The sequence below is a fragment of the Cystobacter fuscus DSM 2262 genome (genome assembly GCF_000335475.2).
GTDB lineage: Bacteria > Myxococcota > Myxococcia > Myxococcales > Myxococcaceae > Cystobacter > Cystobacter fuscus.
In genome coordinates this window covers 172,235-194,980 of record NZ_ANAH02000001.1, presented here as the reverse complement: position 1 = coordinate 194,980, position 22,746 = coordinate 172,235, and the positions used below count along the sequence as shown (strand labels likewise).

The following is a 22,746-nucleotide window of genomic DNA, read 5'->3' as shown; positions in this document are numbered from 1 at the left end:
CTGACATGCACCGACGCGATGGGATGAAGGGGTGGAAGGGAGTCCTCGTGCTCACGACGGTGGCGGGGGCCATCACGGGGGGATGCAAGGGGCATGAGCCGCCCGCGCCGCCGGCTCCCGCCGCGCGTCACCGGATGATCGTCTTCGTCTGGGACGGGCTGCGGCCGGACTTCATCAACCCCCAGGACACGCCGAACGTGCATGCGTTGAGGACGCGGGGCGTGTGGTTCAGCGACAACCACTCGACCTATCCGACCTTCACGTTGATCAACGGCGCGACGTTCGCGACGGGCGCCTTTCCGGGGGCGACGGGCTTCAATGGCAACTTCGCCTATGCGCCGGGCGCCTCGGGGCAGAACGCGAGCGGGGTGGAGACGAACTTCCGCCGGCCCGTCGCGGTGGATGACTGGAGGCTCCTGGACAACCTGGCCGCCTATTATGACCAGACCTTCCACGAGCCCCTGCTCAACGCGAAGACGCTCTTCTCGGCGGCGCGGGCCGCGGGCCTGGTGACGGCGAGCGTGGGCAAGAGTGGACCGGCCTACCTCCAGGACTCGTCGCGCGAGGGGCTCATCATCGACGAGAACACGGTCTGGCCGCTCGAGTCCGCGAAGGACTTGCAGCAGCGCGGCTTCCCCCTGCCGGCGAGCACGCCGAACATGTATCCGGCGGGAAGCCTCACCCTGACGACGAACAACGGCACGCCGACGGGCGCGAGCGCGTTCGTGTACTTCTCCGACGGCAAGACGCCGGATCCATCCGATCAGGGCGGCGGCCGCAACATCACGCAGAACACGAACCTGACGAAGTACTTCACGGAGTACGTGCTGCCCGTGCACTCGCCGGACCTGTCGCTCATCTGGCTGCGCACGGTGGACGCCACGGAACATGACTATGGACCGGGCTCGGCCAACGCCCTGCTGGCCCTGCGCGCTCAGGACGAGTTCCTCGGCCGGATCCTCGCCCAGCTCCAGGCGCAGCAGCAGCTCGACTCGACGAACATCCTCATCGCCTCGGACCACGCGCACTCGACGGTGTCGGGGCCGCTGTCGCTCTTTCCCCTGCGGGGCGTCGAGCCGGATCCGGGGACGGGCAAGAACAAGGTGGGCGGGGTGAGCGACGCCGGCTACTCGGTGTCCGGCTACGTGCGCAGCGCGGATCTGCTGACCCGCGCGGGCTTCCACGCGTATGACGGGACTGGGTGTGACCTGTCGCCGGTGCTCAGCGGCATTCGCGCGGATGGCACGCCCGTGTATCCGGTCCAGACGGACACGACGGGAGCGCTGTGCGGCACGGCGGGCGCGAAGTACACGACGCCGTCCTACGCGGTGCCGGCGACGCTGCCACAGGACGCCATCATCATCGCCGCGCCGGGAGGCTCGGATCAGTTCTACATCCCGAGCCGTGACCCGGCGCTGGTGCGCCGGCTGGTGACCTTCCTGCAGAGCCGCGAGGAGTACGGCGCCATCTTCGTGGACACGCGCTACGGGAGCATTCCCGGCACGTTCCCCGCCACGGACGTGAACATCCAGAATGCCTCCGGGCGCAGTCCGGACGTGACGGTGAGCTTCAGTTGGGATGACACGGCGGTGGTGGGCGGCAAGCCGGGCATCGAGTTCAACTCGTATGTGCCGTACCGGGGCATGCACGGCAGCTTCAGCCCGGTGGACGTGCACAACACGCTCGTCGCGGCGGGGCCGGATTTCAAGCAGGGCTACACGGACAATCTGCCGAGCGGCAACGTGGACGTGGCGCCCACGGTGGCCCATCTGCTCGGGTTGCCGCTGCCCACGGCCCAGGGCCGCGTGCTGTACGAGGCGCTCGCCACGGGTGGGGTGCCGGAGACGCGCTACACGAGCACCCCGGTGGAGGTGAACACGTCCCCCGTGAGCGGGCTGTCGTTCCAACTGCCGACGGATCCCTCGGGGGCGGCGCTCGATACCACGCTCACGGGTGAGTACTCGGCCACGTTGCACCTCAAGCGCCTCTCGGATGCCGACGGCAAGACGTACACCTACTTCGACTTCGCCCGGGTGACGCGGCGGTGAGGGGGGCCGCGCTCGGGCTCGCGGTTGTCCTGCTGTCTGGCCCGGGCGGGACCGGGGCGCTCGCGGCTCCCCCCGCGAGCGCCGCGGCCTTGACCTGGGAGCGCGTGTTTGGAGCACCCGCCACGAAGCCGGACGTGTACCTGCGGGCGAAGGTCCACGAGGGCTCGGGGTCAGCGCGGTCGTTCGAGTTGTGGCGTGAGGGGGAGCGGCGGCTCAAGCGCGTGGACGGGGATGGCCTGGAGCTCCGGGTCGAGGACGAGGGCCGTCCGGGCTCGCCCGCGTATGTCTTCACGGTGGTGGATCGCCGAGCCGGGACGCTGCGCCGGTTGCCGGCGGAGCGGGCCGGGCGTCTGGGGCCGACGTTCACCTGGTGGACGCAGGCGCACCTGTTGAGCCTGCCGGGTCCCCGCTACACGCTCCAACGTGTGCCTGGCCCAGGGGCGCGGTGGGGTGGTGCCCGGTGTGAGTGGTACCTGTTCACGCCGGACGGGCAGCCCGGCACGCGGGTCTGCTGGTCGCGGGAGTTCGCGGTCCCGCTGCGGATTGAGGAGCAGCGGGGCGCGGAGTGGTGGACGCGGCTCTCCGTGGAGTCCATTGGCCCCATTCCCCCGGAGAAGCGGGACTGGGGGCTCGACGCGGCGGGGCTGCGGGAACTGGCGCTTCCCGAACCGGACGAGGACTAGCGAGGCGTCTCGGTTCTCGCCCTCAGTCTGGCTTGAGGATGATCTTTCCGCGCGCCCGGCCCGAGGCCTGATGGCGAAGCGCGAGCTCCACCTCCGCGAGCGGGAGTTTCCGGTCGATGATGACCTCGAGCGAGCCGGCATCGCAGAGTCCGGAGATCAGGCCGAGGCGCGTGGCATCGGTCTTGTTGGCGATGCGGACGGCCGTCACCGCGTGCGCCTTCGCCAGCGCCTCATCCACTGGTGTGGTGATGCTGACGAGAACGCCGCCCGCGCGGAGGACGGGGAAGGAGCGCTGCTGCGTCTCTCCGCCCACCGTGTCGAGCACGACGTCGACGCCGGACAGCTTCGCGGAGAAGTCCTCCGTCCGGTAATCGATCACCTGGTCCGCGCCGAGCCGCCGCACGAGTTCCACGTTGGGGCCCGACGCCGTGGCGAGGGTCCGGGCGCCCGCGAGCCTGGCGAGCTGCACCGCGAAGCTGCCGACGCCGCCCGCGCCCGCGTGGATCAGCACGGTCTGACCGCATTTCAGGTGGGCGACTTCGAACAGGGCCTGCCAGGCGGTACCGGCCGCGGTGGGCAGCCCGGCCGCTTCATCCAGGGAGAGGTTGGCCGGAGCGGCGGCCACCTGTGTCGCCGGAACGACGGCGTAGCGAGCGAAGGCGCCCCCGCGCACCGGATCCGGGCGCGCGATGACCCGGTCGCCCTTGCGCCAGCGCGCCGCGAGCGGACCGGCGCCTTCGACCGTACCGGCCAGGTCGATGCCGAGCGTGTAGGGGAAGGACAGGGGAAAGACCTCGCGCCGCTTGCCCCCCAGGAGCAGGACATCGAGCGGGTTGAGGCTGGCCGCCTCGACGCGGATCAACACCTCGTCGGGTCCGAACTCCGGCGTGGGGATGTCCTCGATGACCACGTTGCCGAGGTCGCCATATCCATGAATGCGGGCGGCCTTCATGACGCGGCCTCCGAGGAGGGGATGGCATGGGCGGGCCAGGCTCCGACCTGGTTGAGCATTCCAAACCAATCCTCGAGATGCCAGGTGTGGGTGATTCGTCCGTTCTCCAGGTGGTGGAACTCGTGGAGGGGGACGTGGATGGCCTTGCCGGTGGGCGCGATGCCGAACCATTCCCCCTGGTGCGTGCCGGTGATGAGGGCGCGCACGCCGGCCCGGCCCGGTGCGCCAATGATTTCCTGGAGGGTGATCTGGAGATCGGGAAACGCCGCGATGAAGCCTCGGATGATGGGCTTGAGCCCATCGGGTCCCGGGCCCTGGCCCGGCGCGAGCGGAATATCCTTCCAATCCGTGGTCACGGCCTCATCGAGAAGGTCCGGATTCTTCTCGTTGAACGCGCGGTAGAGTGTCTCGATGGAGCGCTGCTCGGTGGCTGTCAGCCCGGTCACCTGCGGCGGCGCCACGTCTTTCTCTCTCTTCATGATGATTGTCCTTGCCTCGTGGTTGGGTTCGGGACGTGCCCGACGAAGACAAGATAGGTGGGGGCAGGCCATTATTGAAATCGATTGATGATATGTGTGATCATCCACGGCATGGATTTGCACGGCATCGATCTCAACCTGCTCGTCGCCTTCGACGCGCTCATGGCCGAGCGCAGCGTCACCCGGGCCGGGACGCGGATTGGAAGGACCCAGCCGGCGATGAGCGCCGCCTTGTCACGGCTGCGCGCGCTCTTGCGCGACGAACTCTTCGTGCGTGGCCCGAGCGGGTTGCAGCCGACGCCCCGGGCGCTCGAGCTGGCCGAGCCCCTCTCGCGTGCCCTGGCTCAAATCCAGCGCACGTTGGAGTTCACCCAGGTGTTCGAGCCGGCCTCGTCGACGGGGACGTTCACGATCGGCCTGCAGGAGCATCCCGCGTTCGTCCTGCTCCCGCGCTTGGTGTCGGCCTTGCGCGCGGTGGCACCCCACGTCACGCTGCACGTGCGCGGCTTCACGGCACGGGACGAGGCGATCGGCATGTTGGATGCCGGCGAGGCCGACGTGGCCATCGGGGTGCCGCCGGCATCGACCGACCGGATTCTCACGCGTCCCTTGTTCGAGGAGCGTTTCGTCTGCGTCCTGCGAAAGGATCATCCGGCGGGCCGCGAACCGCTCGACCTCGACCGCTTCCTCGCGCTGTCGCACCTGCTGGTGTCGCCCGAGAACGATCGCTTCGGCCACGTGGACGTGGAACTCGCGAAGCGTGGCCTGAAGCGCCGGCTCGGGCTGACGCTCCCGCAGATGTACGCGGCGCCAAAGCTCGTGGCCTCGTCGGACATGATCGCGACGTTGATGGAGGGAGTGATCGAGTCCTCGGGGATGGGGGACGCGCTTCGCGTCCTGCCGCCGCCGATAGCGCTGGCCCCCGCGGCCTTCGTGCTGTCCTGGCACCGGCGCAATGATGCGCATCCCGCGCAGCGCTGGTTCCGCGACTGCATCGCGGCCCAGGTCCAGGAGCAGGCGAGTCGAGGAGGCCGGGGAGGAGGGAAGAGGTCCTCGCGCGCGAGGACTCAGTAGCGCTTCCTGCCGCCCACGCCCTTCACGCACCACACCGTCTGGTTCTTGGTGGTGTGATGCGACAGGAGCAGACCTTCCTGCTCCATCTGGCTGAGCAGCCGCACGAGCTTGCCGCGCTCCAGCCCCGTGGATTCCGCCAGCAAGGGGGTCTCCAGGCCGGCGGGGAAGCGGCGCAGCTCCTCGATGATGAGCTTCTTGAACTCGGCCTTCACGGCGCCATCCATCTCCTGGGCCCGGGAGGCCTGGAGGATGGCCAGCGACACCAGTCCCAGCACGAGGATGGCCAGGGCGGGATAGATGATGTGGCTGTTGCGCTCGAGCAGCTCGAAATAGTTCGGGTCCACCGACGAGGCGGGCCCGTCCGGGCGCGGCTCGAGGCCCGGAATCTGGATTTCTGCCAGGAGGATGAGGGCGGAGGGAAGGGACACGGCCCCGGGACTGTAGAGGCACCCGGGGCCGCCCGCAACCTCGCCGCCCGTCTCTGGCCTACATCACACCCAGGCTCTGCGAGGCGCCCTCGGCGAAGAGGGTGGTGTCCGCCTTGGCCAGCAGCGAGGCCAGGCCCTCGCGGCGCGCGGCGCTGATGGCCACGCCTCCGCGCGAGCGCAGCAGGGCCTCCACGTCGTCGGGCCCCAGCAGCTCCGCCTTGTTCCACACCATGAGGCGGGGCTTCTGCATCAGATCGAGCGAGTCGAGGATGTTCTCCACCGCCTCCACCTGCTCGTCGCGCGAGGGATCGTTGGCGTCCACCACGTGCAGCAGGAGGTCCGCGTCGTACAACTCCTCCAGCGTGGCGCGGAAGGCGGCGACGAGATCCTTGGGCAGGTCGCGGATGAAACCCACCGTGTCGGTGATGATGACCTCGCGCTCCTGGGGGAAGCGCAGCCGGCGGCTGGTGGGATCCAACGTGGCGAACAGCTTGTTCTCCGCGAGCACTTCCGAGCCGGTGATGGCGTTGAGCAGCGTGGACTTGCCCGCGTTGGTGTAGCCCACGATGGAGATGATGGGCAGGTCGCGCCGGTTGCGCTGGGCCCGCCGCACCTCGCGCTCGCGCGAGAGCGTGTCGATGCGCTTCTCCAGGTGGTTGATGCGATCGCGCGCGCGGCGGCGATCGATCTCGAGCTTCGTTTCACCCGGGCCGCGTCCACCGATACCACCGGCGAGCCGGCTGAGCGAGGTGTCGCTCTGCACGAGCCGGGGCAGGCGGTACTTGAGCTGGGCGAGTTCCACCTGGAGCTTACCCTCGGCGCTCTGCGCCCGTTGGGCGAAGATGTCGAGGATGAGCTGGCTGCGGTCGATGACCTTGAGGCTGGTGGCCTCGCTGATGTGGCGCCCCTGCGAGGGGGTGAGGTCCTTGTCGAAGATGAGCACGTCGGCCATGGCCTGCATGGAGCGCAGGTTGAGCTCCTCGAGCTTGCCGCGGCCGATGAGGTAGCGCGGATCGGCCTCGCGGCGCATCTGCAGCACGCTGTCGAGCACCTCGACGCCGGCGGTGCGCGCCAGCTCCTTGAGCTCGGAGAGGCTGGCCTCGGCGGCGGCGCGGTTGCCATCCAGGCACACCGCCACGAGCAGGGCCTTGTCGCGACCGGACACGGCGCGCGCGGCGGCCTTGCGGCTGAGCTCCTCCTCCAGGGCCTCCAGGGTGTCGAGCACGTCGGGCTGGCCGTCGTGGACATCCGGCAGGGTGGAGACGCTCCAGAACTCACCCGTGCCGTTCTCGGGCACCAGGTGGGCGTAGTGCAGCACGCCGGGCAGACCATCGTGGCCCACGCCGATGGCGGCCACCATGTCCAGGCGCAAGAGCGCGAGGTCCGTCAGGTCGTCCTTGGTGAGCGGCTCGCTCTTGAGGTGGGTGTGCACGAGGCGCAGGCCACGCAGACGCACCTGTCCGGCGCGGGCACGGCCGATGTCCGGCAGTTCCAGCTTGTGGGCGTTGCCCACCACCACGTGTTCGATTTCCCCCTTGCGGTTGAGGAGCACGCCCACCTGACGATTGGTCTCCCTCGACAGCTCGGTGAGGTGACGGGCCAGCTCGGGGGAGACGATCTCATGGGGCGACACGCGGCGCCGATAGGTGTTGCGCAGCCGGCTCTGCTCGCTCGCCTTGAGGCCCAGGGTGTTGCCGTAGATTTCCTTCAAAAGTGTCCTTCTCCCGCGCGGGGGGAAGGGCGCCCGCGCCTCGCCGTCGGAACTGAGGTGAACCAAGCATAAGGGTCTGACCGGCAGGTTTCATCCCCCGGGGTGCCCAAATCGCCGACCTGTGACAACACACATCCCTGACACGAACTTCCGTCGTACCCTGCACCCGTGAACCTTTCCGGACGAGACGCGGTGCGCGCCGCGCGGCGCGTGGTGGTGAAGATCGGCACCAATGCCCTCACCCATGCGACGGGGCGCTTCAACCGGGCCCACTTCGACGCGCTGAGCGAGGATCTGCTCTGGGCGGCCCAGGGCCGGGAGCTGGTGGTGGTGTCCAGCGGCGCCATCGCCCTGGGCGTGGAGCGGCTGGGGCTGCCCGCGCGTCCCAAGGATATTCCCGGCAAGCAGGCCTGCGCGGCGGTCGGTCAGAGCCGCCTCATGCGGGCCTACGAGGAGGCATTCGACCGGGCCAACCGCCGCGTGGCGCAACTGCTCCTCACCCATGGGGACGTGCAGGACCGGCGGCGCTACCTCAACGTGAAGCACGCGCTGGAGCACCTCCTGGAGGCCCAGGTGGTGCCCATCATCAACGAGAACGACACGGTGTCCGTGGACGAGCTCAAGTTCGGCGACAACGACACGCTGGCGGGCCTGGTCGCGGGCGGCGTGGAGGCCGACGCCCTCATCATCCTGTCCGATGTGGAGGGGCTCTTCACCGCGGACCCTCGCAAGAACCCCGACGCCCGGATGCTTCCCCAGGTGGATGCCGTCACGCCCGAGTTGCTCGCGCTCGCGGGGGGCTCGGGCAGCCAGGTGGGCACCGGCGGCATGACCACCAAGGTCCGCGCCGCCGCGCGCGCCGCCGAATCGGGCGTGCGCTGCGTCATTACCTCGGGAGCCGTGCCGGGCCGCCTGCGCTCGGTGCTGTCGGGCGAGCCCGTGGGCACCCTCTTCGAGAGCTCCGGCAGCCGGCGCAGCGCGCGCACCGCGTGGATCGCCCATGCCCTCAAGCCCAAGGGCCGGCTGCTCGTGGACGCCGGGGCGCGCGAGGCCGTCACCGCGGGCAAGCGCAGCCTGCTGCCCTCGGGCATCCGCTCGGTGGAGGGGGACTTCGGCCGGGGAGACCCGGTGGATCTCGTGGACGCCCAGGGGCAGGTGTTCGCCCGGGGCCTGAGCGCCTACGACGACGGGGAGCTGCGGCGTATCGCGGGGCTCAAGAGCTCCGATATCGAGTCCGTGCTCGGCTACCGCTACCTCGACGAGGCCGTGCACCGCGACGACCTGGCCGTCCTCTGAGGCGCCGCCCGCCGACGGCGCGCCCGGCGGGCGATCAGATGGTGAGGCCGGAGTCGGACGCCTCGGCGTCCCGCGTCAGGTCCATCAGGGCCCGGAACTCGGGCGAGTCCACCTTCATGAGGAGCAGCGACACTTCCAGGTCGCCCGGCGAGCGGCCGAGCTGCACCCGGCGCTCCTGGCCGTGCAGCAGCGACAGCTCCGAGTGGCCCTTGAGCTCCGGCAGGGCCAGGTCCAGCTCCAGGTGGAACGCCTTGCCCTCGGCGGTGGGGGTGAGCACCAGGCGGTAGTCGGGCTGCGGGGCACCGGGTTTGCGCCGCTCGGCGCGCACCGTACGGCCCGTCTCTCCCAGCAGCTTGGGCTGGGCCACGAGCCGCCCCTCGCGCCGGACCTCCAGCGCGAAGTACAGCGGCTCGGCCTCCGCCTCGCGGGGCAGGGCCGTGAGCGCGACACTCGCCCACCCCACCAGCACCAGTGCGAGCCAGGCCTTCTTGATGAGGGTGGAGCGCGTCATGTTGAATCCTTTGTGGAGCCGCACGCCTTGTCTGGGCGCTTGGACCTCCGCCAGACGAGCACGCCCCGGCCGGCTGCGTGCGCGGTCGATTCTAAGGAATATCCTGGCGGCTCGCCATTCGCGATGTCTTCCCCCTGGCTCGCTCCCCTGCTGCCCGGGTCGGTGTCGCCCATTCATGGGCACACCTGTCCTTTCGTTCAGTAAAAAGCTGTCCAGGGACCCTGGCGCCGAGTAGATCCATGGGAGGCGGGGAACGGGGACGGGCATCCGTCCGTCTCCGGGCGTCCTCGCCTTGACCCGGCGCGAGCCTTTTGCGCATTGTCGAAAACCTTCCGAATGGACCGGACCGAACGTCTCCTTGATCTCGTGGCCTTGTTCCTGGACGCTCGGGAACCGATCTCCTGGGCGGAGCTGCGCGAGCACTTCCCCCAGGACTACCGGGGCACCTCCGACGACGCCGCCGAGCGCAAGTTCGAGCGCGACAAGGCGGAATTGTTGGAGCTCGGCTTCCCCCTCTCCTACATCCAGGGCGACGACGAGCGGAAGGACGGCTACATCGTCGACCGCGACGCCTACTACCTGCCCGAGGTGGACCTCACCAAGGAGGAACTGGCGGTGCTCTACGCCGCGGGCAGCGCCGCGCTCACCTCCGGGGCCTTTCCCGGCCGGGACGACCTGTCGCATGCCCTGCGCAAGATTGGCTTCTTCGCCGGCGACGCGCTGCCCACGCCCCGGGTGCGCATGGAGCTGGGCGTGGAGCAGGACGGGCCCCGGCTGGCCGCGTACCTGGAGCAGCTCTGGAGCGCGTGCGCCGCGCGCAAGTGGGTGCAGATGACCTACGGCTCGCCCAAGCGGCTCGATCTGTCCGAGCGCCGGGTGGAGCCGTACGGGCTGGCGCTGCGCCGGGGCATCTGGACGCTGGTGGGCTACTGCCACCTGCGCCAGGGCATCCGCACCTTCCACGTGCACCGCATCCGCACCCTCAAGGTGAACACCTCCCGGCCGCGCACCCCGGACTTCGAGGTGCCCGCGAACTTCACCGCGGACGACTACGTGGCCAGCTACCCCTGGCAGCACCGCTTCCATGAGCGCGTGGAGGCGCGCCTGCGCCTCACCGGCGAGCTGGCCCCGCGCGCCACCTCGCTCTTTCCCGGCGCGCACGTCACCCCGGCCCCGGAGGGCAAGGGCATGCTCGTGACGCTGCCGGTGACGTTCCTGGATGGCCTCCTGCGCTTCTGCCTCCAGCTCGGCCCGGACTGCCACGTGGAGGCCCCGGACAAGGCGCGCGAGGACGTGGCGGCCATGGCCCGGCGCATCCTGGAAAAACACGGCGAGAAGTCCGCCACTCCCGAGGTGCGGGCATGAGCGTCCACGAGCGTCTGCGCCGCCTGCTGTTCCTCGTGCCCTATGTGTCCTCGCGCCAGGGCATCTCCGTGGAGGAACTGGCGCGCGCCCTCAACGTCAGCCGGGAGCACCTGCTCGAGGACCTGGATCTGCTCACCTGCGTGGGCCGGCCCCCCTTCAACCCGGACGACTACATCGACATCTACGTCGAGAACGACCGCGTCTACGTGGACCTGGATCAGCGCCTGTCCGCGCCTCCGCGCCTGACGGTGGGCGAGGCCTCGGCCCTGGCCGCCGCGGCGGAGCTCTTGCGTCCGGCGGCCGGCGACACGCTGCGCGGCGCGGTGGAGAAGCTCGAGCGCGTGCTGCCTCCGGGCGCGGGGGCGCGCTTCCGCGAGATGTACCGGAAGATCGACGCGGCGCTGGAGGCCCCCGAGGCCCTGGCCCCGCTCACCCAGGCCATCCACGGCCGCTACGAGGTGACGTTCGACTACGCGGCCCCCGGACGGGGCGCTCCCGAGGCCCGGCGCGTCCGGCCGCTCGAACTGCTCAGCCACCGCGGCCAGTGGTACCTGCAGGCCTTCTGCCTCACCCGCGAGGACGAGCGGCTCTTCCGGGTGGACCGCATGGGGGCGCTCTCGCTCACCACCACCCTGTTCCAGCCGCGCGAGGGCGCCCGGGCCGAGGTGCCCAACCCCGCCCGCCGGGACGCGGACGTCCGGGTGCGCTTCACCCCCCTGGTGGCCCCCTATGTCCGGGAGCGCTTCGGCGAGGACGCCCGCCTGCTCGCGGACGGGAGCGTCGAGGTGCGGGTCGCCGGAGACAATGAGCGCTGGTTGACGCAGTGGGTGCTATCGTTCGGCGGCGAGGCCGAGGTGCTTGAGCCTGCCTCGGCCCGTGCGGCCGTGGCGCGAGCGGCGAAGGCCGCGCTAGGAGTCTGAGGGTTTCATGAGCTTCCAGCTGACGATCGCCGAGGGCAAGGAGGCGGGCAAGGAGTTCGTCTTCGAACAGGACTCCGTCCTCATCGGTCGTGTCGCCGAGTGTGATGTCGTCCTGTACGACGCGGGCATCTCCCGCCGCCACTGCCGCATCTTCTCCGAGGCGGACCAGTACTACGTCGAGGACATGGGCAGCTCCAACGGCACCCGGGTCAATGGCACGCTGGTCCCCGTGAAGGAGAAGCTGGCCCTGGACGAAGGGGCCCAGCTGTCGCTCGGGCCGGTGGTGTTCGTCTTCAAGCCGGTGGTCGAGGATGCCACCTCGCCCGGGGCCGAGGTCACGGTGGATGAGGGCAGCACGCGCATCGTGTCCGTGGATGCCGTGTCGCGCCAGCGCAACCGGGGCGAGGCCCTGGCTCCCGAGGGCGCGGACGCGGAGACCCTCGACGCCGCGCGGCGCAGCTCCACCCGCGCCATGCCGCGCGCGCGCACCGGGGTGCAGCCCGCGCTGCCTCCGGGCGCTCCTCCTCCCCGTCCCGCCCGGGGCGGCGGCGCCTCCGCCGCGGCCCTGGCCCGTGCTCCGGACTCGGCTCCCGCGGCGCCTCCCTCCCGGCGTCCGGCCTCCTCCTCCAGCGCGGTGGCTCGCTCCACCGGTGCCGCCGGTGCGCCCGCCGGCTCCTCCCTGTCCGCCGCGGATCGTGCCCGCATCCGGCGCGAGTCCCCCGGCCTGGTGGCCAACATCAAGCTCTTCTGGCTCGATGCGAGCACCAACGTGCGCCGCGGCATCATGGGCCTGGGCGGCGTGCTGGGGCTGGGCCTCGTGGCGCTCGTCTTCTGGCTGGTGCTCGACACCGGGGCCTCAGTGCAGCGCGGCCCTGAGCCGGACAGCTTCGCCAACAAGCAGATCATCACCGACTCCTTCGGTCTGGGCGAGGGCGTGGACTGGGAGCACTCGGACCGGAAGGACTTCGAGTGGGAGTACACCGCCGCCACCCGTACGCTCGCCATCCTGCACTACCAGGCGCAGGGCATCTCCGAGGGAGAAGTCATCGTGACGGTCAATGGTGCGGACCTGGGCAAGGTGCCCCCGGATACCCTCGCCAGCCAGGACCGGGTCCTCGAGACCATGATCCCCTGGCAGTTGCTCAAGAAGGGGGAGATCAACCGCATCACCTTCGACAACACCAAGAATCCGCCCGGGGAGGACCCCTGGCGCATCTGGAACGTCTGGTTGGAGCGGGTGCCGCTGCCGGAGATCTCCCCCGAGCAGCTCCTGGAGGAAGCGCGCAAGGCGTACACGCGTGGGCGCAAGAACATGGACAACGTCAAGGTGGGCGCGCGCAACGGCTACGAGGGTTGGAAGTCGTTCCGCGAGGCGTGGCTGCTGCTGGAAGCCCACCCCGAGCCCCGTCCGGACCTCTACTACGAGGCGCGCGAGCGCATGAAGGACGCCCAGAAGGAGCTGGACAAGGTGTGCGCCAAGCTCATGCTGGAGGTGGAACGCTACGTCAACCAGAACAAGTGGCAGGAGGCCAACGCCACCCTGGACCACACGCGCGAGTACTTCCCGGACGAGACGGATCAGCTCTGTGCCCAGAAGGCGGAGATGAAGCGCGCGGAAATCAGTCAATGACCCGGTAAGGTTGCCAGATCGCCCTGGCGTTCCCACCCTTGTCCCACCATGCGTGAGCGGGAAGGGGGCAGCGGGGCGGAGGTCAGGGCGGGGTCGCTGGATGGGCCCGGGCGGATATCCGCTCGTCCACCCACCAACACCCCGCACTGGAACGCAGAGGTTTCCACGGCCTTGCTCGCCCGCTACTACCTGCCCCCCTCGCACTCTCCGTTGAGGGGGAACGCCTGCCAGTTGCTGCGCGACGGCGTGGAGGTCTACCCCTCCATGCTGGAGGCCATCCGCAACGCGCGCCGCTATGTCCACCTCGAGACATACATGTTCTTGTCCGACGCGGTGGGCGAGCTGTTCGGCAAGGCCCTGGCGGAAGCGGCCGAGCGCGGCGTGCACGTGCGGGTGCTGTACGACGCCCTGGGCTCCTGGTCGAGCCGCGGCGACTTCTTCGAGTCCCTGCGTGCTCGGGGCGTGGACATCCGTCCCTTCAAGCCCTTCAGCAGCCTGGGCCGGGGCCTGCGCCACCTCTTGCGGAGGGATCACCGGAAGATCCTCTCGGTGGATGGCGAGGTGGCCTTCATCGGTGGGGTGAACATCGCCGTGCACTGGGCCCCGAAGGGGCAGGGGGGCGACTGCTGGCGCGATGACGTGCTCCGGGTGGAAGGGCCCGCGGTGTACGAGCTGGAGCGCCGCTTCGTGGCCACCTGGCGCATGGCCTTCCAGGACAAGTTCCGCTCCTGGCGCGAGGGCCGCCGCCGGCGCAAGCAGGTGCGCGCGCAGCTCCAGTCCCAGGGCCGGGGCGGCGTGGGCCTGGCGGTGCTCTCCAACCGCCGGAGCATCCACCGCGCCTACCTGCATGCCATCTCCCGCGCCCGCCGCAGCGTGCTGGTGGCGGCCGCCTACTTCGTGCCGGACAGGAAGCTCGTGGCCGCGTTGCGCGACGCCGCCCAGCGGGGCGTGGAGGTGCGCCTGCTGCTCAACGCCCGGGGCGACCACCCGTGGATCATGAACGCCACGCGCTCCTTCTACGAGAAGCTGCTCACCGCGGGCGTGCGCATCTTCGAGTGGGAGCGGTGCGTGCTGCACACCAAGACGGCGGTGGTGGACGGCGTGTGGGGCACCATCGGCTCGTTCAACCTCGAGCGGTTGTCGCTCGCCTTCAACCACGAGGCGAACGCCGTCTTCACCGATCCGCGGTTGGGCTTCCAACTGGAGAGCGCCATTCGCGGCGACTGCCAGGACTGCCGCGAGGTGGACCTGACCGTGTTCCGCCAGCGGCCCCTCTGGCGCAAGGTGCTCGAGCGCGTGCTGTACACCTTCCGCCGGCTCATCTGAATCCGCTCGTCTGTGATGGATTCGGATTCAACCCCGTCAATTCCAGACGTGGATTCTCCCACCAGGTGATGAACAGGTAATGGCCCCGCCCGCATGGCGTGGGACTGCACGTGTTCCTCCCGAAAGGCGCCCCTTCTCTACCGGAGTTGATTCCGGAAGTCACCTTTTAGCACCTGACCTCGAAAGTCAACGAGTTCTTGCCGGTCGCGCGCCATCCCGAATACCTTGCCCGCCCGCTTTCACGACGAAGGCTTCGCGTGCGCTCCGTTTTCTCGGCTCTCCTCGTGCTTCTCCTGCTCACCTCCGTACCGGTCTTCGCTGGAGACCGGAGCGCCGGACGTATGTCCCGGCAGCGCATCGTGCGGGTCTCCGCTGGCGCGAGCGAGGCGCCCTCCGAAGTTCATGTCGCGGGTGGCTCCCCCACGCTCGTCTCCCTCGACGTGCGCCTGGGCCCCGAGGGGCCACGGCTCCAGAGCGAGCACGGCCACGTCCGGCTCGTTCCCGTGGAGGGCTCGTCCTTCCTCATCCTTCCCTCCGTGGATCTCCCCAAGGGTGAGCGGCTCCTTGTTTCCGTTCCCCTCGAGCAGGGAGGGTTGCTCTCCCTCGTGTTGAGTTCCGTCCGCGACGAGGTGGATACCCAGGTCGGGCTCCTGCTCCACGCGTCCGCTGCTGTGGAAGTCGAAGAGGGCGCCGGAGACATGGCCCGGCTCCTCAATGCAGCACGTGCGGAGCCCGTCGAGATGGCCCCGCCGGGGATGTGCTTCCTCAACAGTGGAGACTCCTTGGTGCGGTTCCGCTCCGTTCTGCGGCTCGACCACTACGTCTTCGTCTCGTTTCTCCTCTGGGAGCGACGGCGCTCCGTCGATGTGAGCAAGCGCCTCCTGCTGCGCTCCGTCATTCAGGAGGGGTCTGTCGTGCCCTTGCCCCTCCTGCGCGTCTCCTCGATGTCGTCAGCTTCTTACCCTCGACAGTACACCTTCGTGTCGGTCCTCCCGGAGGGGGCCAGCACGCTGGAGGTGGTGCTGAGAGGCGAGGGGGACGCGGAGGGCTCGCTCTCGCTTCCCCTGGCCCGGTCGAGGTCGACACCATGAGCAAGGCCCTTCACCCCAACCAGCTCCGGCCCGGGGACCACGTGCGGGAGTACCGCCTCCTGCGTCGTCTGGGCGTGGGCGGCTTCTCCATGGTCTTCCTGGCGGAGCGTGGGCGCCACTACTACGCCTTGAAGATGGCGCTGCAACCCGTCTCGGACGCGGACGAGGACCGGGTGGATGGCTGGTTGCGCCGCGAGGCGGTGTCCCTGGAACACCTGGTCCATCCCAACCTGCTGCCCGTGCACGAGTGGGGACGATGGCCGGATCCGCGCACGGGCTACTCCTTCTATGTGACGGACTACGTCCCGGGAGTGACCTTCATCGAGTGGTGCCGTCGCGGGCGCGTCACTCCCTTCGAGTGGGTGGACGTGCTGTGCGAGGTGCTGCGTCCGCTCGAGGCCATGCACGCGCGCGGCATGTGCCACCGGGACATCAAGGCCGACAACGTGTTGGTGCGTGACGAGGACTCGCGGCCCTTCCTCATCGACTTCGGGGCCGTCCACCTTCCCTGCGCGCCTCCGCTGACCGAGGGGATTGCTCCGGGCACGATGTACTGCCAGCCGCCAGAGGCCATCCGTTTCGTGATGAGTCAGGAGGCCCGGCAGAAGGGCGCCCGTTTCGAGGCCCATCCCTCCGCGGACCTCTACGCCGTGGGTGTCCTCCTGTACGAAGCGCTCACGGGCCATCATCCCTTCGACCCGAAGCTGCCGGTGGACCAGCTGCTGGTGGCCATCCTCACCCAGCCGCCCGTGGAGCCCCGGCTGCTCAACCCCGAGGCTCCCGCGTCCTTGTGCTCGCTCGCCATGCGGCTGCTGGCGAAGGAGCCGTCACGACGTCCGCCGAGCGCCAGCGTCGTGCGCGAGGAACTGCAACGGCTCCGGGCGGAAGAGGGGCAGTCGCCCCCGTGGCGGACCTCGGGAAGGGCGTTCTCCGGGCAGGAGTCGGCGTTGGTGCGAGGGAGAGCGGTCCGGGGGTCTGCTGGAAGGGCTGGGTCCTCGGCAAGAGAGCGGGGACCGCGCCGCTGGATGAAGGTGTTCCTGGTGTTGATGCTCGGGATGGGGTTGCTTGGGTGGGGAGGGTGGCTCCTTCTCCACGTGGGAGGCGGGATCCTCCCTCGTGTGGAGTCCACCGTGCCGGTCTCGCCGAGGCCCGCCGAACAAGGAGTGCAACCCGTGCCAGCCCCTTCGTCTCTTCCGACTCATTTCGCCGCCGACACCTCGGCGGAGGTTCCCTCGCGTGCCTGTGCCCTGCTGCGCGCCCTGCTGGGCGCGACCCTGGTCCAGTTCGTGGGTTGTGCCACGGCCCCCACCGTGCGTCCGGATCCCAGTGGCTACCTCAAGCGGTGTCCCCCCGAGGCGATTGAGACTCCCCAGAAGCTGGGATTCCTGCCTGACTACATGTACGACAGCTACATCCAGCCGGGCCCCTCGGTCTCCTCTGTCTCGCGCAGAAAGCCCCTGACCGAAGGAGGGGGGCTCAACGTCAAGTCGGGTCCCATCACGGCCCACATGTATCCCTTTGAGGGTGAGGACTCTCGATACCTGGTCATCGCGGGACAGGCGGTGACCACTCGGATGCGGGTCTATATCGAGTTCGACCGAGTCCAACTTCCGGATGGCTCATGGCTGCCCTTTTGTGGCGCCGCCGCGAGCACCGGGGAGATGGTGTATGGCCTTCTGACGCGAGAGGCTTTTTCGTTTCCAAATGTCCTGGTGGACCCGGCGCTGGTGGACCACGGTCCGGGCAGTGTTGTCCTCAATGATCCGCAGTTCATGACCGCCGTCGAGCCGCCCAAAGGTAAGCGGCGGCGCTTCGACATCGAGCAGGTCGACCCCGAAGCAAAACCCGACATTCGCGTCAATCAATAAACAACCATTGAAGTCCCCTTGGGACCAAACGGCTCTCAGTCCATGATCAAACTCCAGTGGCTCCAGCTCAATAGATTCCGAAAGGTGAAACCCGGAACGCGCCTGACGTTCGATCCCGTCTGCAATGTCCTGTTGGGGCAGAGCGGAACGGGGAAGAGCTCGTTGCTCGATCTCGTCGCGGCCATGTTCAGCGCGGACTTCTCCGACCTGCTGGAGGACGAGTTCGATCTGGAGTACGGCTTCTCGGAGGGGGAGGTGAGGGCGCACTTCGCCATCCGGCATGAACACCGTCCCCGCTCCTCGGCCGAGCGCGAGGTCCGGCCCGTGCTCTTCGCCCGGGTGGAGATCTCCTTCGGCTCCGCCGCACCGCCGCTCATCTTCGTGGTCGACGAGGCCGCGCGCGTCATCCGCGTGGAAGCGGAGGTGGGCGTGGACGTGCCCCTGTCCGAGGGACCTCCGGTGGGTACGTGCCTGTGGAGTCACCTGTTCAGCGGACTGTCGGGGTGGATCGACGTGGCGCATCCCCGGCGGGAGCTGCTCGCGCAGGTGGTTCTGGTGCTCTGTCCCGATGCCGAGGCCCGCCGCTTCGACGAGTCCCTGGAGTTCTATTCCCTGCTGCGGCAGCTCGACATCGGCCTGGTGCGGGGCGCGGATGGCCGGGTCCGCATCGAGGGCTCGCCCCTGGGTCAGGTCCTCGCCGAGCGGGTGTCGGAGCTGGCGGGGGAGCGCTGGGACGAGGACCAGTACGTCCTGGACGAGCGTCAGCTTCCCTTCCTGGGTCAGTTGGCCAGTCTGCTGGACTTCGAGACGGCCGCCGCGGTCCTCGAGTTCAACCGGCTGCCCGGAGAGGAGGGAGTGGAGGCACGCAAGTCCGGACGTCAGGCGTTCCACTTCACCCATCGCGCGGGGTGGACCCTCCCCGACAGGCACCTGAGCTACGGGCAGAAGCGCACCCTGTCCTTCCTGTACTACCTGGACTGTGTCGAGCACGTCGCCATCGCCGACGAGCTCGTCAACGGCCTGCCCCACCCCTGGCTGCCCTACTGCATCGAGGCGCTGAGCCCCCGTCAGGTCTTCCTCACCAGCCCCAACCCCATCCTCCTGGACGCGCTCTCCTTCGAGTCGCCGGAGCAGGTGCGCTCCCAGCTCGTGCTCTGCCGGTGGGAGGACGCCGGGCAGATGCGCTGGGAGAAGCCCCCGCCCGAGCTCGCCGAGGACTTCCTCGCCTCCCATCGCGCCGGCTTCCAGCAGCTCGGGGAGCTGCTGCTGGACAAGGGTCTGGGATAGGGCGTGTCGAACCCGACTCCACGGGTGCTCCGCGCCGCTTGACGGTCGAGGTAGAGGAAGCGGGCGGCTCGGGAGCAGGAGGCTGCGCTTTGCCGGTCGGGTAGGGAGTGCCAACCCTTACCTGGTATGGCGACCCCGCGACGCTCGACACCCTCGGCTCGGAAGCGATTGGGAACCTACGGCGAGAAGCGTGACTTCTCCCTCACCTCGGAGCCTGGCCCCGATGTCGAGGCCTCGCCGTCGCGGGACGCCCCCATCTTCGTGGTGCACAAGCACGACGCCACGCGGCTGCACTATGACCTGCGGCTGGAGATCGACGGGGTGCTGGTGAGCTGGGCCATTCCCAAGGGCCCCAGCTACGATCCGGCCGAGAAGCGGCTCGCGGTGCAGACCGAGGACCACCCCCTGGCCTATGCCACCTTCGAGGGCCGCATCCCCGATGGGGCCTATGGGGCGGGAGACTCGCTGCTGTGGGAGTCGGGCACCTTCGACACGGTGCCTCCCGGGCAGGCCTCCGAGCAGCTCGCGAAGGGGCGGCTGCACGTGCTGCTGCGCGGCACGAAGCTCCAGGGCGAGTGGCACCTCATCCGCACCCGTCCCATGGGCAAGAAGGCCCAGTGGCTGTGCTTCAAGGCCAAGGATGGCACCGAGCGCGCTGGCTACGACGTCACCGAGGAGCACCCCGAGTCCGTGAAGTCCGGCGAGCGCGTCACCCATGGCCCCGCGCGGCGCACCCGGCGCACCTCCGAGGCCATGCCCGTGCGCATCTCCCGCCCCACCCGCGCGAAGAAGGCCCAGGCCCTCTCTCCCGTGGCGCTGCTGGAGAAGGTGGGCGCGCCCATGCTCGCCACGCTCGCCCAGGTGGAGTCCACCGCGCAGGGTGAGTGGCTCTACGAGGTGAAGTACGACGGGTTCCGCGCGCTCGCCGCGTTCCGCGAGGGCGAGGTCGCGCTGCACTCGCGCGGTGGCAAGGACTTGTCGGCGCGCTTCGCCGACGTCGTCCGGGCGCTCGGGGCGCTCGGTGGGCACGAGGCGGTGGTGGACGGGGAGCTCGTCGCCCTGGACGACGAGGGGCGCTCCCGCTTCCAACTCCTCGGCAAGGGGGTCGAGGAGCGCTACGTCATCTTCGATGTGCTGTGGCTCGACGGGGAGGACCTGCGGCCGCTGCCCCTGGAGGAGCGTCGCGAGCGGCTCGAGCGGCTGCTGGCGCGCGTGAAGGCGCCCCTGCAGCTCGCCGAGCGGGTGAAGGGCAGCGCGCGGCAGGCGCTGGCCCAGGCTCAGCGGCGCGGCTGGGAAGGCGTCATGGCCAAGCGCGTGGGCACCCCCTATTCACCGGGCCGCGGCGAGAGCTGGCTCAAGCTCAAGGTCCAGGCCAACCAGGAGGTGGCCATCGTGGGCTTCACGCCCATGGCCAACGAGCGGCCCGAGCTGGGCTCGCTCCTGGTGGGGGTGCGCGAGGGGAACGCCTGGCGCTACGCGGGCAAGGTGGGCACGGGGTACACGACGAAGGTGCGGCGGGAGCTGCGGGAGCTGCTGTCGCGCGACGAGGTGAAGAAGCCCCTCGTCCAGGATGCTCCGCGCGTGCGTGACGCCCTGCACCACGAGGAGGCCATCTGGGTGAAGCCCCGCCACGTGGCCCAGGTGGCCTTCACCGAATGGACCGAGGATGGGCGGCTGCGTCATCCCTCCTTCCAGGGGCTGCGCGGCGACAAGCGCCCCGAGGAGTGTGTCCGGGAGCGGCCCATCGAGCGGCCCGCTCGCCGGGGTCCCCACCGTGAAACGGGGCGCAAGGCCCGCCCGGGGGCGCGCTCCGCGGGCAGATCCGCCGTCTCCCGGAAGGCAGCCGCCCCGGTGAAGGAGGCCGCTCCGGCGAAGAAGAAGGAGTCGGCTCCGGCGAAGAAGGGAGCCGCCGCGGCCCTGGTGGGGCTCACGCATGGGGACCGGGTCCTCTTTCCCGAGCCGGGCTACACCAAGGCGGACGTGTACGCCTACTTCCAGGACGTCGCGCCCCTCATGGTGCCGGCGCTGGCGGGCCGGCCGCTCACGCTGCAGCAGTGGCCCCAGGGCGTGAAGGCGCCGGGCTTCTTCCGCCAGGGCGTGGAGCACGTGCCGGAGGGGCTCACCACGGTGCGCATCACCCACGAGACGCGGGAGCTGTCCCACGTGGTGGTGGACCGGCCCGAGTCCCTCCTCTGGCTCGCCAACCAGTCCGCGCTCACCCTGCACATGTGGTCGAGCCGGGTGCCGCACCTGGAGCAGCCCGACTGGGTGGTGTTCGACCTGGATCCGGGCCCGGGGGGCACCTTCGGGGATTTGATCGAACTGGCCACCGGGTTGCGGCGCTACCTGGAGCGGCTGGAGCTGGCCAGCGTGCCGAAGACGTCCGGCAAGCGGGGCCTGCACGTGCTGGTGCCCCTGTCCCCGGATCACACCTACGAGCAGGTGCGCGCGTTCGCCCACGAGACCTTCGCGGCGCTCTCGGAGGAGTACCCGGAGCTGGCGACCATCGAGCGCTCCAAGTCGCGGCGCCAGGGGCGGCTGTACCTGGACGCGGACCAGAACGCCTGGGGCAAGACGGTGGTGGCGCCCTACTCTCCGCGTGCGCTGCCGCACGCACCCGTGTCCACACCGCTCGCGTGGTCGGAGGTGACGCGCCGGTTGGAGCCCTCGCGCTTCACGTTGGGCACGTTGCGCAAGCGCCTGGATAAGGTGGGAGATCTGTTCTCCCCGGCCCTGAAGGGGCGCCAATCGCTGCCCAATCGCTGATGCCCATCGAGCGCCGGGCGGGGAAGTGCTAGCGTCTGACGCCCGTGAGTATTCGCATTGATGCCTGTGTGGGAGTTCCAGTGGTTCTGGAGCGGGAGTTGGCCACGAGACTCGCTGAACGGGGTCGGGTGGGAGCGGCGCTTGCCGAGATCCGGCGGCTGGAGAAGCAGACCTCCGCCCGAGAGGCCGCCACCGTGTGCGAGGCGCTCGCGAGACACTGGGCACAGGGCAGCCAGCTGCTACGCGCCATCGTGGCATGCAAGGAGTTGATGCGGCTCGATCCGGGTCATACCCGCACCCAGCTCTTCATCGCCCAGCTCTACGCGCGCTACCCCCCCGCTCCCGTGGAGGCCTCGGGCGAGTTGCTCTCCCAGGAGCTCGAGCTGCTGCCGGACCGGGAGGATCCCGTGGCGGTGCCGCTCTTCTCGATGCTGGGCCAGGACGCGTTCGTGGCGCTGCTCGAGGCGGTGGAGGTGCGCACGTACGTGACGGGCTTCCCGGTGATTCGCGAGGGGGACCAGGGCGCGTCCATGTTCTTCATGGTGGAGGGCCGCGGGGACGTGCTGCGGCTGCTGGAGGGGAGGGGACCGCAGGAGGGGCCGATCGTGGAGGGGGGGGTGTTCGGGGAGATGGCCCTCATCACCGAGGGTCCCCGGCTGTCCTCGGTGATGCCGTCGGTGCCGTCGATCCTCCTGGAGCTGACGCGGGCGCGCTTCACGGAGCTCGCCCAGCGCTTCCCCCTGGTGGATCGGATCGTCCGGGCCTTCTGCCGCAAGCGCGCGGCGGACCACCTGCTGCGCACCCACCCGCTCTTCTCGTCCCTGCGCCACGAGCAGCGGCGGCTCTTCTCCCGCGAGTTCCAGCTCCAGCGGGTGGCGGCGGGGGCCACGTTGCTGCACGCTGGGGAGAAGGGGGACGGGCTCTACCTGTTGATGCGGGGCCGGTGCACGCCCTTTCACGTCCACCCGGACGGCAGCGAGACGCCCCTGGCCCTCTTGCGCGAGGGGGATGTTTTCGGGGAGATCTCCCTGCTGTTGGACCAGTCGGTGACGGCCACGGTGCGAGCGGACGTCCCCAGCGTGTTGCTCAAGCTGGGCCGCCCGGCGTTCGAGCGCCTCAGCTCCAGTCAGCCCTCCATGCGGGAAGTGTTGATGCAGATGGCCAAGGAGCGCCTGGCGCGCACGGCCCGTCTGCTCGCGGAAGGTTGAGTCCGCCGGACGAAGGATCCCTTTGCATGCCGCTGGCGGCGAGCCTAGAAGACGGCAGATTCGCAGATTCAGATTCGGAATCAGATTCGGATTCCCAGGTTCA

Annotated in this window: 18 protein-coding genes; 13 read left to right on the top strand and 5 right to left on the bottom strand. The window is 69.5% G+C overall.

The genetic code is table 11. The features are described from left to right. The first annotated feature begins 5 nt into the window (after positions 1 to 5). Together D187_RS00735 and D187_RS00730 are read left to right on the top strand one after the other, a co-directional pair. On the top strand, positions 6 to 2,048 hold the full coding sequence (locus tag D187_RS00735; RefSeq protein WP_002629613.1) for an alkaline phosphatase family protein: 2,043 nt from the start codon (positions 6 to 8) through the stop codon (positions 2,046 to 2,048). A 104-nt stretch (positions 2,049 to 2,152) separates the two neighbouring features. Then, positions 2,153 to 2,731: a hypothetical protein gene (locus tag D187_RS00730; protein WP_155893101.1), complete on the top strand. Its 579-nt coding sequence runs from the start codon at positions 2,153 to 2,155 to the stop codon at positions 2,729 to 2,731. A gap of 22 nt (positions 2,732 to 2,753) precedes the next feature. On the opposite strand, the gene D187_RS00725 is transcribed toward D187_RS00730, so the two are convergent. Next, on the bottom strand, positions 2,754 to 3,683 hold the full coding sequence (locus D187_RS00725; protein ID WP_002629611.1) for an NADP-dependent oxidoreductase: 930 nt from the start codon (positions 3,681 to 3,683) through the stop codon (positions 2,754 to 2,756). After that, positions 3,680 to 4,162 carry an ester cyclase gene (locus tag D187_RS00720; protein WP_051256152.1) on the bottom strand — a complete coding sequence of 161 codons (483 nt, stop codon included), beginning with the start codon at positions 4,160 to 4,162 and terminating at the stop codon, positions 3,680 to 3,682. Before D187_RS00720 ends, D187_RS00725 begins: the two co-directional genes overlap by 4 nt. 87 nt (positions 4,163 to 4,249) lie before the next feature. Here D187_RS00720 and D187_RS00715 point away from each other — a divergent pair, with 87 nt between their 5' ends. Beyond that, positions 4,250 to 5,236: a LysR family transcriptional regulator gene (locus D187_RS00715; RefSeq protein WP_211241427.1), complete on the top strand. Its 987-nt coding sequence runs from the start codon at positions 4,250 to 4,252 to the stop codon at positions 5,234 to 5,236. Here D187_RS00715 and D187_RS00710 read toward each other — a convergent pair. Both D187_RS00710 and hflX read right to left on the bottom strand, forming a co-directional pair. Next, a complete protein-coding gene (locus tag D187_RS00710; protein ID WP_002629608.1) occupies positions 5,230 to 5,664 on the bottom strand; it encodes a hypothetical protein in 435 nt (144 codons plus the stop codon). The genes D187_RS00715 and D187_RS00710 overlap by 7 nt on opposite strands. 58 nt (positions 5,665 to 5,722) lie before the next feature. Then, a complete protein-coding gene (gene hflX, locus D187_RS00705; RefSeq protein ID WP_002629607.1) occupies positions 5,723 to 7,375 on the bottom strand; it encodes a GTPase HflX in 1,653 nt (550 codons plus the stop codon). A 168-nt stretch (positions 7,376 to 7,543) separates the two neighbouring features. Between hflX and proB the strand changes: the two genes are divergently transcribed. Then, positions 7,544 to 8,671 carry a glutamate 5-kinase gene (gene proB, locus D187_RS00700; protein ID WP_043427669.1) on the top strand — a complete coding sequence of 376 codons (1,128 nt, stop codon included), beginning with the start codon at positions 7,544 to 7,546 and terminating at the stop codon, positions 8,669 to 8,671. Between the two features lie 34 nt (positions 8,672 to 8,705). On the opposite strand, the gene D187_RS00695 is transcribed toward proB, so the two are convergent. After that, complete coding sequence (locus tag D187_RS00695; RefSeq protein ID WP_002629605.1) at positions 8,706 to 9,182, bottom strand: hypothetical protein; 477 nt, start codon at positions 9,180 to 9,182, stop codon at positions 8,706 to 8,708. A 336-nt stretch (positions 9,183 to 9,518) separates the two neighbouring features. On the opposite strand from D187_RS00695, the gene D187_RS00690 reads away from it, so the two are divergent. From D187_RS00690 to D187_RS00650, 9 genes are all read left to right on the top strand, one after another. Next, the gene (locus tag D187_RS00690) at positions 9,519 to 10,547 is read left to right on the top strand and encodes a helix-turn-helix transcriptional regulator (RefSeq protein ID WP_002629604.1); all 1,029 of its coding nucleotides are present in this window, start codon (positions 9,519 to 9,521) and stop codon (positions 10,545 to 10,547) included. Beyond that, positions 10,544 to 11,467, top strand: a complete 924-nt coding sequence (locus tag D187_RS00685) for a helix-turn-helix transcriptional regulator (protein ID WP_002629603.1) — start codon at positions 10,544 to 10,546, stop codon at positions 11,465 to 11,467. The genes D187_RS00690 and D187_RS00685 overlap by 4 nt, the downstream gene beginning before the upstream one ends. 7 nt (positions 11,468 to 11,474) lie before the next feature. After that, the gene (locus D187_RS00680; protein ID WP_002629602.1) at positions 11,475 to 13,097 is read left to right on the top strand and encodes an FHA domain-containing protein; all 1,623 of its coding nucleotides are present in this window, start codon (positions 11,475 to 11,477) and stop codon (positions 13,095 to 13,097) included. A 48-nt stretch (positions 13,098 to 13,145) separates the two neighbouring features. Further along, complete coding sequence (locus D187_RS00675) at positions 13,146 to 14,423, top strand: phospholipase D-like domain-containing protein (RefSeq protein ID WP_043427665.1); 1,278 nt, start codon at positions 13,146 to 13,148, stop codon at positions 14,421 to 14,423. A 257-nt stretch (positions 14,424 to 14,680) separates the two neighbouring features. Then, positions 14,681 to 15,514 (top strand): DUF2381 family protein, encoded by an 834-nt coding sequence (locus D187_RS00670; RefSeq protein WP_043427662.1) that lies wholly within the window; start codon positions 14,681 to 14,683, stop codon positions 15,512 to 15,514. Beyond that, a complete protein-coding gene (locus tag D187_RS49240; protein WP_002629599.1) occupies positions 15,511 to 17,382 on the top strand; it encodes a serine/threonine protein kinase in 1,872 nt (623 codons plus the stop codon). Before D187_RS00670 ends, D187_RS49240 begins: the two co-directional genes overlap by 4 nt. A gap of 84 nt (positions 17,383 to 17,466) precedes the next feature. After that, positions 17,467 to 18,669, top strand: a complete 1,203-nt coding sequence (locus D187_RS00660; RefSeq protein ID WP_155893100.1) for an AAA family ATPase — start codon at positions 17,467 to 17,469, stop codon at positions 18,667 to 18,669. 168 nt (positions 18,670 to 18,837) lie between these two features. Continuing rightward, positions 18,838 to 21,435 carry a DNA ligase D gene (gene ligD / locus D187_RS00655; protein ID WP_002629597.1) on the top strand — a complete coding sequence of 866 codons (2,598 nt, stop codon included), beginning with the start codon at positions 18,838 to 18,840 and terminating at the stop codon, positions 21,433 to 21,435. Positions 21,436 to 21,533: 98 nt separating this feature from the next. Beyond that, a complete protein-coding gene (locus tag D187_RS00650) occupies positions 21,534 to 22,643 on the top strand; it encodes a cyclic nucleotide-binding domain-containing protein (protein ID WP_155893099.1) in 1,110 nt (369 codons plus the stop codon). Positions 22,644 to 22,746 lie beyond the last annotated feature (103 nt).

What these genes read in the sequence shown, in the direction of transcription:
- D187_RS00735 (WP_002629613.1), top strand. Translation starts at nt 6, where the DNA reads ATGCACCGACGCGATGGGATGAAGGGGTGGAAGGGAGTCCTCGTGCTC.
- D187_RS00725 (WP_002629611.1), bottom strand. Translation starts at nt 3,683, where the DNA reads ATGAAGGCCGCCCGCATTCATGGATATGGCGACCTCGGCAACGTGGTC.
- D187_RS00720 (WP_051256152.1), bottom strand. Translation starts at nt 4,162, where the DNA reads ATGAAGAGAGAGAAAGACGTGGCGCCGCCGCAGGTGACCGGGCTGACA.
- D187_RS00715 (WP_211241427.1), top strand. Translation starts at nt 4,250, where the DNA reads ATGATATGTGTGATCATCCACGGCATGGATTTGCACGGCATCGATCTC.
- D187_RS00695 (WP_002629605.1), bottom strand. Translation starts at nt 9,182, where the DNA reads ATGACGCGCTCCACCCTCATCAAGAAGGCCTGGCTCGCACTGGTGCTG.
- D187_RS00690 (WP_002629604.1), top strand. Translation starts at nt 9,519, where the DNA reads ATGGACCGGACCGAACGTCTCCTTGATCTCGTGGCCTTGTTCCTGGAC.
- D187_RS00685 (WP_002629603.1), top strand. Translation starts at nt 10,544, where the DNA reads ATGAGCGTCCACGAGCGTCTGCGCCGCCTGCTGTTCCTCGTGCCCTAT.
- D187_RS00680 (WP_002629602.1), top strand. Translation starts at nt 11,475, where the DNA reads ATGAGCTTCCAGCTGACGATCGCCGAGGGCAAGGAGGCGGGCAAGGAG.
- D187_RS00675 (WP_043427665.1), top strand. Translation starts at nt 13,146, where the DNA reads ATGCGTGAGCGGGAAGGGGGCAGCGGGGCGGAGGTCAGGGCGGGGTCG.
- D187_RS49240 (WP_002629599.1), top strand. Translation starts at nt 15,511, where the DNA reads ATGAGCAAGGCCCTTCACCCCAACCAGCTCCGGCCCGGGGACCACGTG.